Source organism: Tessaracoccus luoxuelianae (assembly GCF_054483915.1).
Window position 1 is genome coordinate 317862 of the sequence record NZ_CM137013.1, and the last position, 14342, is coordinate 332203.

Annotated in this window: 8 protein-coding genes and 2 pseudogenes; 6 read left to right on the forward strand and 4 right to left on the reverse strand. The window is 64.6% G+C overall.

The features are described from left to right. Window positions 1-20: 20 nt before the first annotated feature. The 3 genes and pseudogenes from ACX1D1_RS01190 to ACX1D1_RS01200 all read right to left on the reverse strand — a co-directional run bounded on the left by ACX1D1_RS01190 (window position 21) and on the right by ACX1D1_RS01200 (window position 3691). Window positions 21-932: a hypothetical protein gene (locus ACX1D1_RS01190; RefSeq protein ID WP_459056609.1), complete on the reverse strand. Its 912-nt coding sequence runs from the start codon at window positions 930-932 to the stop codon at window positions 21-23. 420 nt (window positions 933-1352) lie between these two features. Beyond that, window positions 1353-1811 (reverse strand): annotated as a pseudogene (locus tag ACX1D1_RS01195) (restriction endonuclease); the annotation flags it as partial. Window positions 1812-3199: 1388 nt separating this feature from the next. Then, on the reverse strand, window positions 3200-3691 hold the full coding sequence (locus ACX1D1_RS01200) for a hypothetical protein (RefSeq protein WP_459055590.1): 492 nt from the start codon (window positions 3689-3691) through the stop codon (window positions 3200-3202). Window positions 3692-4241: 550 nt separating this feature from the next. Between ACX1D1_RS01200 and ACX1D1_RS01205 the strand changes: the two genes are divergently transcribed. The 5 genes from ACX1D1_RS01205 (at window position 4242) to ACX1D1_RS01225 (ending at window position 12316) form a co-directional block, all read left to right on the forward strand. Continuing rightward, a complete protein-coding gene (locus ACX1D1_RS01205; RefSeq protein WP_459055591.1) occupies window positions 4242-5810 on the forward strand; it encodes a type I restriction-modification system subunit M in 1569 nt (522 codons plus the stop codon). Next, on the forward strand, window positions 5807-6820 hold the full coding sequence (locus ACX1D1_RS01210; RefSeq protein WP_459055592.1) for a virulence RhuM family protein: 1014 nt from the start codon (window positions 5807-5809) through the stop codon (window positions 6818-6820). Before ACX1D1_RS01205 ends, ACX1D1_RS01210 begins: the two co-directional genes overlap by 4 nt. Beyond that, a complete protein-coding gene (locus ACX1D1_RS01215; protein ID WP_459055593.1) occupies window positions 6817-8010 on the forward strand; it encodes a restriction endonuclease subunit S in 1194 nt (397 codons plus the stop codon). The genes ACX1D1_RS01210 and ACX1D1_RS01215 overlap by 4 nt, the downstream gene beginning before the upstream one ends. Beyond that, entirely contained in the window at window positions 8007-8903 is an 897-nt protein-coding gene (locus ACX1D1_RS01220; protein ID WP_459055594.1) for a GIY-YIG nuclease family protein, read from the forward strand. The genes ACX1D1_RS01215 and ACX1D1_RS01220 overlap by 4 nt, the downstream gene beginning before the upstream one ends. A gap of 332 nt (window positions 8904-9235) precedes the next feature. Further along, window positions 9236-12316 carry a type I restriction endonuclease subunit R gene (locus ACX1D1_RS01225; protein ID WP_459055595.1) on the forward strand — a complete coding sequence of 1027 codons (3081 nt, stop codon included), beginning with the start codon at window positions 9236-9238 and terminating at the stop codon, window positions 12314-12316. Window positions 12317-12858: 542 nt separating this feature from the next. Here the strand turns inward: ACX1D1_RS01225 and ACX1D1_RS01230 are convergent. Next, a pseudogene (locus ACX1D1_RS01230) lies at window positions 12859-13788 on the reverse strand (IS1634 family transposase); the annotation flags it as partial. A 191-nt stretch (window positions 13789-13979) separates the two neighbouring features. On the opposite strand from ACX1D1_RS01230, the gene ACX1D1_RS01235 reads away from it, so the two are divergent. Beyond that, complete coding sequence (locus ACX1D1_RS01235; protein ID WP_459055596.1) at window positions 13980-14294, forward strand: YciI family protein; 315 nt, start codon at window positions 13980-13982, stop codon at window positions 14292-14294. Window positions 14295-14342 lie beyond the last annotated feature (48 nt).

A 14342-nucleotide genomic window follows, 5' to 3' on the forward strand; every position in this document is an offset into this window, starting at 1 on the left:
GTTTCCCCGGGGCGGGGCCGTCAAGCGAGCGGCGACACCACCATGATCTCCCGCGCGTCCGGCAGCGTGATGTAGACGAGGCGAGTTGCGGCGTCCACCGCGATCCCTGTCGGTACATGATCCAGCGGGAGCTCGACCTTCTCCTCAGTCAGTGCATGGACCGCCGAGAGGCCGCCGTGCCCCTCTCGACGGACGCCGTACCTGTCGTGACGGACCTGGTCGATCGCCACCAGGTCCCCCACGGAGCCCAACGTCCCAGCCAGCTTGAGGTTCTCGTCGTAGCAGTAGAGCATCCTCAACGCCTGCGGCTGGACCATGCAGACGCGACCCTGGACGGAGTCCACCGCGATGCCGGACGCCGAGTAGCCGAGTTCCTGAGTCTTGTGAACCGACCGGGTCGACAGGTCCACCACACTGACGGAGCGGTCCAACGAGTTCACCACGTAGGCCGTGCGGCGATCTTCATCGATAGCGATGCTTTCCGGTCCACCACCGACCGGGAACGAGTCAATGTGCTCTCCATCAGGAGTCAGCACCGTGACTGATGCGTCGTTGTAGTTGGTGACCCAGAGCGTGCTTTCCACCGGATCGAACGCGATGCCGAGCGGCTGCCGCTCGACTGGCCACGTCGCCAAGGTGGTCTCGGTCGCCAGGTCGACAACTGTGATGGAACTGGCGTCTCGGTTCGTGACGAAGAGCCGGCGGCCTTCGGAATCGATCGCTACTTGATGTGGCCGCTCCGTCATGGCGATGCTCGCTCCCACCGGTGCTCCGCTGCTCGACGACGATGTCTGGGGAGTCATCTGGGGTATCGCCCCAGCGGTGGGCTGAGGGGGCGTCACGTCTTGGAGCGCGGCTGGCAGTGACCGCAACGCCGTCGAGATGAGCGAGAGCCCGATCACGATCACGCCGAGTCCAACCAACGTTCCCATGAGCGTGCCGTTCCTCTTGCGCCGTCTGTGAGCAGCGGGAGGGGGCGCTGAGCCTGCGAGGGGACGGGCACCCGGCGGTGGCGGGGCGCTTCGATCACGAGTCGGCGTCGTCGTGATGCCGACGACGCCACGACACGCCGGGTACCGGGGACAACCCCAGAACTGGCCCCCTCTGCCATCGCCGCGCTGAGCGGTGCGGATGACCATCGGTTCGCCGCAGCGCGGGCATCGCGGGCCGCCCGTGGGGGCCGAGCCTGCAGGGCGGGGCGCGGACCCGAAGACCGGCCCTGTGGGGTGAGCATGGTGGCCAGTCTCCGGGGTAGACAGAGCAGCCAAGGCCGCTGGTACTGGCACCCCAACGAGCATGGCAGCCATGTCGCGGCCATCAAGTAGTCGAACTGGCACGTCCTTGGCGAACCTACGAGCCTCGTCGGTGAACCGGCCAGAGGTGACCACAATCCCGCGAGCAAGGCCTTCCGCCGTCATGACTCCCAGGAGCTCCCGAACCGTCTTGACGCCCACCTTCCACGAGGCCCAGTGCTTGCACTGGACAACGACCCGCTCCCCGTCGCGATCCAGAACCAGATCGACGCCGCCGTCAGCGCCGTCCGGAGTGAGCGTCACCTTGTACCCCTGGGCGCGGAATGCCTCCGCGGAGGCGACCTCGAACTGGCGCCAGGAGAGCACGTCAAAGGATGGCCAGGTTTTCGACGAGGCACCCGCACTCTGCCTCGGCGGTACATACGGGCGGGGGTTTGGCGGGGAGCCAGGCGGGTAGCTGGACGGCTGCGTCGCCGTCTCGAACGGCGACCACGCCTGTGGTCGTTGCCACGTCGGGCCTCCGCGCTCCGGGCGCCCACCGTCCGCGTCGTCGCGCATACATCCCCCAAGATCTATCGACGGCTGCTTCGCCGCTGAGGGGAATCTATCGGGCACGCGGGCCAGGAGGGTGAGGTGCCCCAGCTCCTAGGTGGCGGAGCCGTGATCGGGACCGATCACTGCAACCCGAAGGCGCTACTCTCCGCCACGGAGGGCGAATGACCTGAGGGTTTTCAAGTCCTCGTCGAGGAAGACGGACCTCCTGAGCGTGAGCAACGGCTCCGAGGCCCCAAGCGGAATCAGGTACGTGTTGAACGCGTCCATGAGGATGGCCGGTGTGCCCAAGGAGTGTCCGTAGCCGGCGGCCTGCGTGAAGTCCTTGCAGTCGGTCCAGGCGCCGGATGGCGACTTGCGGATCCTTTGCTTGACTTCGACGGCGCAGACGGGCGCGAGCCCTCCAGGAGCACATAGTCTGCGATCCGGAAACCGATGCGATACGCCTTCCGGACGGTGACGTTAGGCTCCGCAGCGAAAGCCATCCGCAGGAGGGGCTCGACGAGAAGACGCTCGACGTCGGCCTCGAGCGAAAGAGAGCCCGCTGCGATCTGGCGCCACTGCGTCAGGCTCAGGCCGGTCGGGTCCGGATGGTCGGCACGGCCGACGACGGGCTGGAGAACTCGCTCGAGCAGTGAGGAGTCCCGGGGGTCCTTCGCTCTCGCCCCGGCCGCAAGAAGAGCCGCATGCTCAGGCTGGACGTAGCGCCCTGACCTCCCAGCCATCACCATGTCGCCCATCACACGTCTCAGGGCTCCTACCGGAATGGGCTCAATCTCGACCATTGGCGAGATGTGCGTCCACCACTGACGGCCCCGCCAACCCTCTTCACTCGTCCCGATGTCATCGAAGTAGGCGTGGTCAACGGCGCGAGCGACGAAGTGGACTGCCTTGTGAGGATCCATGAAGTAGAAGAGGAGCTGGCCCAGTAGGGGTTCAGCAGGAGGCTGAAGTCCGTGGAGATCCCTGAGTCTCCACGGACCGCTGCCCCGTCAGGCAGCCCTGCTGTCCGGCTGGACCAGGTAGCGGAATGCGCACGCCCCCTTGATCCCGAGACAGGGAGGGAAGGTGCGACCGCCCTCGAAATGATTGACGTCTCCGTATTGGTCAGCCCATAGCCCACTCTCGGGGACGCGCTGCCCAGTCTTCCAGGTCTCCCCGGGGCCGAGCGGCATGTGTGAGGTCATCTTGGTCATCCTCCTTCACCTCCTTCCCCGAACACTGCCGCCGGGGGGAGGAGATTCCAGGGATTCTCCAGTACGATGAATGTACGCACTCTGCGTGACTCATCGTCTCCGGACGGCCGGCCAGGTTCCGCTGTAACGGGCCCTGGCCGGAGCGCTTTCCGCTCCTGTGCTCTTCCAGGTGGGCTTGTGGCCCCCTGGCAAGTCAACTCAATCACCGTCGCGGTCACCTTCACTCAGGGACGCATCAACGGGGCTGTATTCATTGGAGTTGTGCTTCTTGATCAGGCCCTGATCTGCAGCGCGGTTGAGCGCAACCGTCACAACGTTGCGAGGGTCGGACCACTCTGCGGCTCGGCTTCCGGCTCGACGAACTGCCTCATCCACGATCTCGTCACGAGTGGTTGTGCGCCCGAACTCAGAGACGATCTGCGCGACGAGCTTCGGCGTGCGGATCCGCCCAGACCGGGGGACCAGATCGGAAGGGACGAAGGCCGTCGAGGGCTCATCACTCAACTCCGCTTCATTTTCATCTGCGGAACCTGGCGCCAGCCGTATGAGGCTCTCGAGGGCTGCCTCGACGTCCAGAAGGCGACGCCTAGCAACGTCCAAGTTCGCCTCCAACTCCGCTACGGTTTCCGCAACAGTATGGCGCTCCGTGCGCAATGCTCCGATTGCCGGGCCGAGCGCTTCAACTGTCATGCTCTCATCATATACCGAGTCGCCCGAAACGCATATCTGAAAGACATGACAGGTTTGCCCACGTGTCATGTCCCAGACATGAGCCACCATTCACCGCGACGCAGGTTGCCAGTTGCGACCCTCGGATGTGTTCGGTCAGCTGTCCATCGCCACCGAGACGCCGCGGGTCTTTGGGCTGCCCGAGCGAACGATCAAGGAGACGCGTCTCGCTGCTCCAGCCCAGCAAGGGCGTGAGCGTGCCCCAGCCGATCTAGCGGACAGGGTTCGCAAGGACGAAATCCACACGCTTCCGCGGGTGAAGGCGACGGATGATCGAGGCGCACTCCGGTGGGGGATCCAGCGGCAACCATGCTCTGTCCGAGTGCTCTCACCGGCAGAGACCGGCGCTGAGGTACTGGAGTCCATGGCTGGGGTAACCCAAGCAAAGTTCGCGCCAGACCTCGTGGCGCTCGATCTGGCGCCGCGCAACGTGTGCGCTCGTCGCTCCTGTCCGACCCCACCGATATCGTGAGTGCCACCCACCGACGACGACAACGGGAGACGACGCCCCATGGCACCCAGTACGAAGGAAGCCCAGCGCGCTGAGCTGCACAAGACGATCTGGCGCATCGCCAACGATCTGCGCGGCAGCGTCGACGGGTGGGACTTCAAGACCTACGTGCTGGGCATGCTGTTCTACCGCTTCATCTCGGAGAACCTCACCGCCTACATCAACGCCTTCGAGCGCGACGCCGGCGTCGCCAACTTCGACTACACCCAGCTCAGCGACACCGAGGCCGAGTTCGGCCGCGACGTCACCGTCGCAGAGAAGGGCTTCTACATCCTCCCCTCCGAGCTGTTCGTCAACGTCCGCTTCCACGCCAAGACCGACGCCAACCTCAACGAGACCCTGGAGCGCGTGTTCAAGAACATCGAAGGCTCCGCGCTCGGCACCCCCAGCGAAAACGACCTCAAGGGCCTCTTCGACGACCTCGACGTCAACTCCTCCAAGCTCGGCCCCACCGTCGCCCGCCGCAACGAGAAGCTGGTCAGGCTCCTCGACGCCATCGGCGACCTGCCCCTGGGCAACTTCGAGGACAACACCATCGACCTCTTCGGCGACGCCTACGAGTACCTGATGACCATGTACGCCTCCAGCGCCGGCAAGTCCGGGGGCGAGTTCTACACCCCGCAGGAGGTCTCCGAGCTCCTGGCCCGCATCACCGTGGTGGGCAAGACGTCAGTGAACAAGGTCTACGACCCAGCCGCAGGCTCCGGATCGCTGCTGCTGAAGTTCGCCAAGGTCCTCGGCAAGGACAACGTCCACAACGGGTTCTACGGCCAGGAGATCAACCTGACCACCTACAACCTGGCACGGATCAACATGTTCCTCCACGACATCAACTACGAGAAGTTCGATCTGGCCCACGGCGACACCCTCACCGACCCCGCCCACTGGGACGACGAGCCGTTCGAAGCGATCGTGTCCAACCCGCCCTACTCCATCAAGTGGGACGGCGACGCCAACCCCCTCCTCATCAACGACCCCCGCTTCTCCCCCGCCGGGGTACTGGCGCCGAAGTCGAAGGCCGACCTCGCCTTCACCCTGCACATCCTCCACTGGCTGGCTGTCAACGGCACCGCCGCCATCGTCGAGTTTCCCGGTGTCCTCTACCGCGGCGGCGCGGAACGCAAGATCCGCCAGTACCTCATCGACAACAACTACATCGACGCGGTCATCCAGCTCCCGCCGGACCTGTTCTTCGGCACCACCATCGCCACCTGCATCATCGTGCTGAAGAAGTCCAAGACCGACAACCAGGTGCTGTTCATCGACGCCTCCGCCGAGTTCACCCGCGCCGGCAACAAGAACAAGCTCACCGACCCCCACCAGCGCCGCATCCTCGACGCCTTCACCGCCCGCGTCGACGAGGCCCACTACGCCAAGCTCGTCACCGCCGACGACATCGCCGCCAACGACTACAACATCGCCGTGTCCTCCTACGTCGAGCAGGAAGACACCCGCGAAGAGATCGACATCACCGCCCTCAACGCCGAGATCGCCCGCATCGTCGCCCGACAACAGGAGCTACGCGCGGCGATCGACGAGATCGTCGCGGACCTGGAGGGGTCGCGGTGAGCGAGCCAGCGGGCGAGGTCATCCTCTACAACAGGGACGACGGCAGCACAGCACTGGAAGTCCGGCTCCAGAACGACACCGTATGGCTGACACAACAGCAGCTCGCCGACCTCTTCGGCACCACCCGGCAGAACATCGGCCTACACCTCAGCAACATCTACGACGAGGGTGAACTGGACCGGGCGGCAACTAGCAAGGATTTCTTGCTAGTTCGCGACGAGGGCTCGCGTCAGGTCAGACGGTCAGTGGAGCACTTCAACCTTGATGCCATCATCTCCGTGGGATACAGAGTCAAGTCTGGCCCCGCGACACGGTTCCGCATCTGGGCCACCGAGCGGTTGCGTGAGTACCTGGTCAAGGGGTTCGTCATGAACGACGAGGCCCTCAAGGAACTGGGCGGCGGCCGCTACTGGCGCGAGCTGCTTGGTCGCATCCGCGACATCAGAAGCAGCGAGAAGGTCCTCTACCGCCAACTCCTCGACCTCTATGCCACCAGCGTCGACTACGACCCTCAGGCAGCGGAGACATCCCAGTTCTTCGCCGTGGTGCAGAACAAGCTCCACTTCGCGGCCCACGGCCATACTGCGGCTGAGGTCATCGCCGACAGGGCGGACGCCACGCAGCCGAACATGGGAATGACGAGCTTCTCCGGCCAGCGCGTTCGCAAGAGCGACATCGCGGTCGCCAAGAACTATCTGACTGAGCCGGAGCTCAAGCGGCTGAACACGTTGGTGTCGGCCTACTTCGACGCGGCAGAGTTCCGCGCCCAGTCCCATGAGCCCACCTACATGAAGGACTGGCTGCAGCACCTTGACCGGCTGATCGTCGCCATGGGGGCAGAGTCACTGCCTGGCGCCGGGTCCGTCAGCCATGCCGCGGCGGTGGGCCGAGCGTCCGGCGAGTACGAGAAGTACCGGGCCAGACTGGATGAGGTCCCGTCTGACGTGGAGGAGACCTACCTTGCGGCCCTGAAGCGCGCGCGGCGCGAACTGGATGGGAGAGCTGAGTGAGCCGCCTCGACTCCCTCATGCGTGAGCACTGCCCAGGAGGCGTGCCGTCGCTCGCGTTGGGTGACATCGCCGAACTGGTCCGCGGCAATGGGATGCCGAAGACTGAACTGACCGGGAGCGGAGTGGGCGCGATCCACTACGGCCAGATCTATACGCGCTACCGCACTTCGACCTCGGAAACCATCTCGTTCGTCTCCCCTGAGTCGGCGCTCAAGCTGGCCAAGGCCGACCCCGGCGATGTCATCATCACCAACACCAGCGAGAACATCGAGGATGTGTGCAAGGCGGTCGCTTGGCTCGGGACGACTCAGATCGTGACAGGTGGGCACGCGACCGTCATCAAGCACGATCAAGACCCCAAGTACTTGTCGTACTGGTTCCAAACTCCCGCGTTCGCGCGCCAGAAGAGGGCCCTGGCCTCCGGTACGAAGGTGATCGACGTGTCCGCGAACCAGCTGCTGAAGGTGCTTATCCCCTTGCCACCATTGGAGGCGCAGCGCGAGATCGTCCGCATCCTGGATCAATTCACGGAGCTGGAGGCGGAGCTGGAGGCGGAGCTAAGGGCACGTGCTCGTCAGTACCACCACTACCGGCGGCGCTTAGTCTCACATCGTCACGACCGGCGAGCTTTGACATTGGGCGAGATAGGCCCTGTCCGGATGTGCAAGAGGGTCTTCAAGAACGAAACGAGCGCCGAAGGCGCCGTGCCGTTCTTCAAGATCGGGACGTTCGGGGATGAACCGGACGCATTCATTTCGCGCGAGCTGTTCGATCGCTATCGGCGTCTGTACTCATTCCCCCGACCGGGTGACGTGTTGATCTCGGCCGCGGGGACGATTGGGAGGGCGGTCGTGTACGACGGTCGAGACGCCTACTTCCAGGACTCGAATATCGTGTGGATTGAGAATGACGGGACGAGGGTCACGAACCGCTACCTAAAGCACCTCTACGAGCTTATGGACTGGTCGACCGACGGAGGAACGATTCGACGGTTGTACAACGACAGGATCCGCAACACCGCGATTCACGTGCCGAGCCTCGCCGAGCAGGAAGACATAGCCAACTCACTTGATGGGCTCGACTTGCTGCTCAATGATCTCAGTGTCGGCCTGCCTGCAGAACTGGCCGCCCGCCGTCGGCAGTATGAGTACTACCGCGACAAGCTGCTGACGTTCGAGGAGAAGCAATGAACGGCAAGCACATCGAGCTGTTCCTCGTCGAGGGAGTACCCGGTGGGATCACGACGGCTGAGATTGCCGGCTGGACAGGGCACGTGCTGTCCGGACCGCGCGCCGATCTCGCGGACATCCTCAAGCGCGACGAGGCCCAGCGCAACGGCGCCTACCTACTGATGGGGAAGGACGACGAGGCCATCGGCGGCGAGACCTGTTACATCGGGCGCACCGAGAACTTCCGGAACCGGTTCAGGGATCATAAGGCCAAGAAGGAGTTCTGGGACCGCGCGGTGCTCATCACGGCCAAGGACGACGGCTTCAACGAGGGCCACTGGGGCTACCTCGAAGCGCGGCTGGTAGATCTGGCTCGGCAGGCCGCGCGGGTGACGCTCCGCAACGACAACACACCTCAAGGACGCAAGCTGTCTGAGGCGCAGGCCTCAGACATGGAGGCGTTCCTCAGCCACCTGCACATCATCCTTCCCGTCCTCGGCGTGAACGTGATCCGCACCCGGACGACGCCCCAGGCCGACCCGAAGCCGTCGACGGACTCCCCCGTCTTCACGCTGACGCGCCCCCACCTGGGTGTTCAGGCCAGGGCGCAGCTCTTCGGTGACGAGTTCACGATCCTCGCCGGCTCCCTCGTGGTCGGCGCGTGGTCGGGCACCGGCAAGGCCCAGAGCACCCAGCGGGCCTACGCCTCATACCGCGCGCAGCACCAGAAGCTGGTGGCGGACGGCTCCATCGTCGTGGAGGGCAAGGTCGGGCGCCTGACTCGCGACGTGCCGTTCACGTCACCGTCGACCGCTGGCGCCGTCGCCCTCGGCCGCTCGTGCAACGGCCGGATCGAGTGGGTGTGGGAGGGCGGCAACTACGCCGACTGGGAGAACCGTGGCCTCGCCATCTGACCTCGCAACCCCCGCTGCCCGATCGGACCGCTTGTCAGTCATATTCGAGTGTCCCAGCACCGTCGTCGCCACAAGGCGCCAGTGCATCATTCCACCGTCATACCAAAGGATTAGCATGACGATCAGCATGATGAAGGCGGTGGAGTTCCATGACTGAAGCATCAGAGTCAGAAACATCCGAGGGCACTGCGCCTCTCACGACCACGCACGGAGTGCATGAAGTGGTCACCTTGGAGCAGATCTTGGCCAGCGCGCCGGGGCCTCAGTTCGGTGGCATTCCAGATCTCAGCGACGAAGAGGCTGACGCCTTCCTCGACGCATTGGGCCTCTGAATGGGTGGCCCAACCCAGCCCGCCTGGGGATCGACGCCATCACACTTCGAGCCGGTCGCGATCAGTGCGGAGAGCACGGTGGTGGCCGAGTATCCGGCCGAGGCACCGTCGCCTGCCGGGTATCAGTCGGAGGCGGAGCTGGAGCGGGAGTTCATTCGGATCCTGGAGTCGCAGGCCTACGAACGCCTCCACGTATCCAGCGAGCAGGAGCTGATCGCGAACCTGCGCCGCCAGCTGGAGGCGCTGAATCAGCTCACGTTCTCAGACGCGGAATGGGAGCAGTTCTTCAACACCCAGGTGGCCAGCGCCAACGCCGGCATCGCGGACAAGACGGTCAACATCCAGGAGGACCACGTCAAGCTCCTGCGCCGCGACGACGGCACGACGAAGAACGTCCGCCTGATCGACAAGGAGCATATCCACAACAACAAGCTTCAGGTCCTCAACCAGTACGAGACCGGCGTCGGGGACGGCGGCGCGAGGCACGCGACCCGCTACGACGTGACCGTCCTGGTCAACGGGCTGCCGCTGGTGCACGTGGAGTTGAAGCGTCGCGGCGTGGACATCCGGGAGGCGTTCAACCAGATCGACCGCTACCAGCGCGACTCGTTCTGGGCCGGGACGGGGCTGTTCGAGTACGTGCAGCTGTTCGTCATCTCCAACGGCACCCTGACGAAGTACTACTCCAACACCACCCGCAGCCAGCACATCAAGGAGGCGTCGGGGTCGAAGCGGACGAAGAAAACGTCGAACTCGTTCGAGTTCACCTCCTGGTGGGCCGACGCGGGCAACCGGCCGATCCAGGACCTGCCAGCGTTCGCGAAGACGTTCTTCGCCCGGCACACGTTGCTCAACGTCCTCACCCGCTACTGCGTGCTCACCTCGGACCGTCTGCTGCTGGTGATGCGGCCCTACCAGATCGTCGCCACCGAGAAGATACTGAGCAAGATCCAGATCGCCACCAACTACAAGCAGTTCGGCACCCCCAACGCGGGCGGCTACGTGTGGCACACCACCGGGTCGGGCAAGACGCTGACCAGTTTCAAGGCCGCGCAGCTGGCCACCCGGATGCCGGGGGTGGAGAAGGTGCTGTTCGTCGTCGACCGCAAGGATCTCGACTACCAGACCATGCGCGAGTACGACCGGTTCCAGAAGGGCGCGGCGAACTCCAACACCTCCACCGCCGTCCTGAAGAAGCAGCTGGAGGACCCGTCGGCGCGCATCATCATCACCACCATCCAGAAGCTGGCCACGTTCATCGCCGCGAACAAGGGCCACGAGATCTACACCGGCCACGTGGTGATCATCTTCGACGAGTGCCACCGCTCCCAGTTCGGTGACATGCACACCGCCATCACCCGCGCGTTCAAGCGCTATCACCTGTTCGGGTTCACCGGCACCCCGATCTTCGCCGCCAACTCCGGCACCGGCGGCAACCCGCAGTTGAAGACCACCAAGCAGGCGTTCGGGGACAAGCTGCACACCTACACCATCGTCGACGCGATCACCGACAAGAACGTGCTGCCTTTCCGAATCGATTACGTCAACACGATCCAGGTCGGGCAGGTCGCCGACAAGCAGGTCTCGGCGATCGACACCGAACGCGCCCTCCTCGCCCCCGAACGCCTCGCGAAGATCGTCGGCTACACGCTGGAGCACTTCGACCAGAAGACGAAACGTTCCCAGGCCTACACGCTCGGCGAGAAGCGCGTTCGCGGCTTCAACGCCCTGTTCGCCACCGCGTCGATCGACGCCGCCCGGATGTACTACAACCAGTTCGCCATCCAGCAGCAGGACCTGACCCCGGACAAGCGGCTCAAGGTCGGGTTGATCTACTCGTATGCAGCCAACGAGGCCGTCGGTGACGGGGTGCTCGACGAGGAGGGCTTCGACACCTACCAGCTCGACGCCTCAGCCCGGGACTTCCTGGAAGACGCCATCCAGGACTACAACGACCTGTTCGGCACCAGCTTCGACACCTCGTCGCAGAAGTTCGAGAACTACTACAAGGACCTCTCACAGCGGTTGAAGAACCGCGAGATCGACCTGGTGATCGTGGTCAACATGTTCCTCACCGGCTTCGACGCCACCACCCTCAACACGCTGTTCGTGGACAAGAACCTGCGCACCCACGGCCTCATCCAGGCCTACTCCCGCACCAACCGCATCCTCAACTCCGTCAAGACCTACGGCAACATCGTCACCTTCCGCGACCTCGAAGAGCAGACCAACGACGCGATCGCCCTGTTCGGCAACCGCGACGCCCGCGGGATCGTCCTCCTCAAGCCCTACCGCGAGTACTACGACGAGTACGCCCACAAGGTCACCGAACTGCTCGACCGGTTCCCCCTCGGACAGCAGATCCTGGGCGAGACCGAGCAGAAGGCGTTCATCGCCCTCTTCGGCACCATCCTCCGACTGACCAACATCCTCACCTCGTTCGACGACTTCACCGGCCACGAGATCCTCACCGACCGCCAGAGCCAGGACTACCGCAGCCTCTACCTCGACTTCTACGCCGAATACCGCAAGGACACCGACGCAGAGAAAGAGACCATCAACGACGACGTGGTCTTCGAGATCGAGCTGGTCAAGCAGGTCGAGATCAACGTCGACTACATCCTCATGCTCGTCGAGAAGTACCGCCAGGAACGAGGCGACGGCGACGACCAGGAACTGCGCGCCACCATCACCCGTGCCGTCGACGCCTCACCCTCGCTGCGGAGCAAGAAGGACCTCATCGAAGCCTTCGTCGACTCCGTCTCCGCCCACGGCCAACTCGACGCCGAATGGCAGGCCTACATCGCCGAGCGCCGCGAGGCCGAACTGCAGACCATCATCGACGACGAGCACCTCAAACCCGATGAGACCAGACGATTCGTCGCCCACGCCTTCGCCGACGGCGCCCTCCAGACCACCGGCACCGCAGTGACGAAGATCCTCCCGCCCGTCTCCCGCTTCGCCCCGGCGAACGGCCACGGGGAGAAGAAGGCGCGGGTGTTGACGCGGCTCGCGGCCTTCCTCGACCGATTCCTCGGCCTCGGTGCCGGGAACCCAGTATCTGATTCACGAGGTGGCTGAAGAACAGCTGGTCTTCGTTCATCGCCCTTTCCAAGTGAGTGGCCGCTCAAGTTTGATGGACACCCGGAACCTCCAAGTCCACTGGCACCACCGGCAGCGATTCCCAGTAACCGGTGCAGAACTTGGAAGTTCGTCGCCACGCGCCAAGTCCAACGGCCACCTGCTTGGTCGTGTCGCGCCATGGATCCCGATCGCTTCACGTCCGCCCGGTTCGGCACGGTCGACCGCGAGCCCGGCAACAAGGCGTCGTTCTTCTACTTCCGGCCGGCCCATCCCGCGGGGTCGAGCTGAGCCCGTCTCGTCGTGCCATACCTGCGGCGTGAGGCCGTGGCGAGCTCCCGGATCGAGAGGACCCGGCCGGGGAGGCCGGACGTATTGGGTGGCGCAGGAGGTCTTGACGTCATCGAGCCACCCATGATTTCCCACGGGGACGACAGCGCCGACGCCAGCTTCAATCAAAGGACGCAGCGCGGCTGAGTCCTCGCCGTGTCGCGTTGCCCGCTGGGCGCCGTCCGACCTGAGTTCCACAACTGAGGCCGGATTTAGTGCCCCGTTCCGCGAGGGATCTTGGCGAGGATCGCTTCGGCTTCGGTGGTGAGGCGTGGTTGGGCCTGGATGGGCTGACCGGCGATGGTGATCGTGACGCTCTGGAGGGGTCGCAGTGTCTGCACGAGGCGTTTGATGCTGACGCCGGTCTGGTCTTGGAGGTGTCGGGCGACCGCGAGGGCGGCGAACACGACGGTGAGGTGGGCCTCGATCGATTCACGCTTGCGGTGGAAGATCGGGCGGGCCTGGAGGTCTCCCTTGGCCATCCGGAAGGACTCCTCTACGTGCCACAGGTCCCGGTAGGCGGCCACCACCGCTGCGCCGTCCATCACGTCGGCGCCGATGTTGGTGACGTAGCCCTTGAACCCGGCGCAGAACCTGGCCCGTTCGATGACATCCCAGTTGACCTCGGCCTTCTTCCCGTCGACGTCGGTGGTGACCGTCACGAACCGGTCCCGGGCGACGGGTCGTAGCCCGTCGGCGACCTTCTCGGCCTTGACGACCTGGGCGTTGATGGTCTTGTCGTCGCGCTTATGCCGCTTGAAGGAGTAGTGATACACCACCCGCCGGGTGCGCCGCTGCCGGCCGGTACCCATGTCGCGGGTGGTCTCGATAGTCGAGTCGTCGGGGGTGTAGTTGCCGTGGCGTTCGAAGTGGTCGCCCAGGTCGTAGGGCACGTGCGACTGGCGGGAGGCGACGATGAACCGGCATCCGGCGTCTTCGAGGCCGTTGAGGTTGTCCGCGGACAGCATCCCGGCGTCGGCGACCACGACCAGTTCCTCGATGCCGTGGCGGGTCTTGAACTGCTCGATCACCGGGATCAGGGTCTTGGTCTCTGCCTTGTTGCCCTCGAAAAGGGCCACCTCCAGCGGGAACCCGCCCGCGGTGACCAGCAACCCGACCGTGACCTGCGGGTCGACGCCGCGCACCTGCCGCTCGGAAAACGGTGGCGGGTCTGCCCGAAAATCGGTGGCAGCCTGCCCTGCCGGGGGATGGCGCACCGCCCGACGCGAGCCTAGGATCGCGACATGCCAGTGAGCTGGCAGCCCCACCTCCGTGGAGCCGAGGCCAAAGGGGTCCTCGCCCGAGGATCTCAACCGCAAGAGAGGTGTACGACATGAGCAAGTTCCTGATTCTGTACCGCTCCACCATGAGCGCAGCCGAGCAGATGGCCAACGCTGACCCCGACGCCGGTGCCGCATCGATGCAGGCGTGGATGGACTGGGCCGCCAAGGCCGGCGAGGCCATCGTCGACCTCGGATCGCCGACGCAGACCGTCGACGGCGGCGAACCGGGCTCCTACATCGGCGGCTACTCGATGATGCAGGCCGCGTCGCTGGACGACCTCCAGTCGGTGCTGGCGGACCACCCGCACAGGGCCGAGGGCGGAACCATCGAGGTCCTCGAGGTGCTCGAGCTCCCCGGCATGTGAGATGCCGAACGGCTCGGCAGAGCTGCCCGGCTGATCGCGCAGATCCGT

Excerpts from the sequence above, each read along its gene's own strand:
- ACX1D1_RS01205 (WP_459055591.1), top strand. The coding sequence starts at position 4,242 with ATGGCACCCAGTACGAAGGAAGCCCAGCGCGCTGAGCTGCACAAGACG.
- ACX1D1_RS01190 (WP_459056609.1), bottom strand. The coding sequence starts at position 932 with ATGGGAACGTTGGTTGGACTCGGCGTGATCGTGATCGGGCTCTCGCTC.
- ACX1D1_RS01225 (WP_459055595.1), top strand. The coding sequence starts at position 9,236 with ATGGGTGGCCCAACCCAGCCCGCCTGGGGATCGACGCCATCACACTTC.
- ACX1D1_RS01235 (WP_459055596.1), top strand. The coding sequence starts at position 13,980 with ATGAGCAAGTTCCTGATTCTGTACCGCTCCACCATGAGCGCAGCCGAG.
- ACX1D1_RS01220 (WP_459055594.1), top strand. The coding sequence starts at position 8,007 with ATGAACGGCAAGCACATCGAGCTGTTCCTCGTCGAGGGAGTACCCGGT.
- ACX1D1_RS01200 (WP_459055590.1), bottom strand. The coding sequence starts at position 3,691 with ATGACAGTTGAAGCGCTCGGCCCGGCAATCGGAGCATTGCGCACGGAG.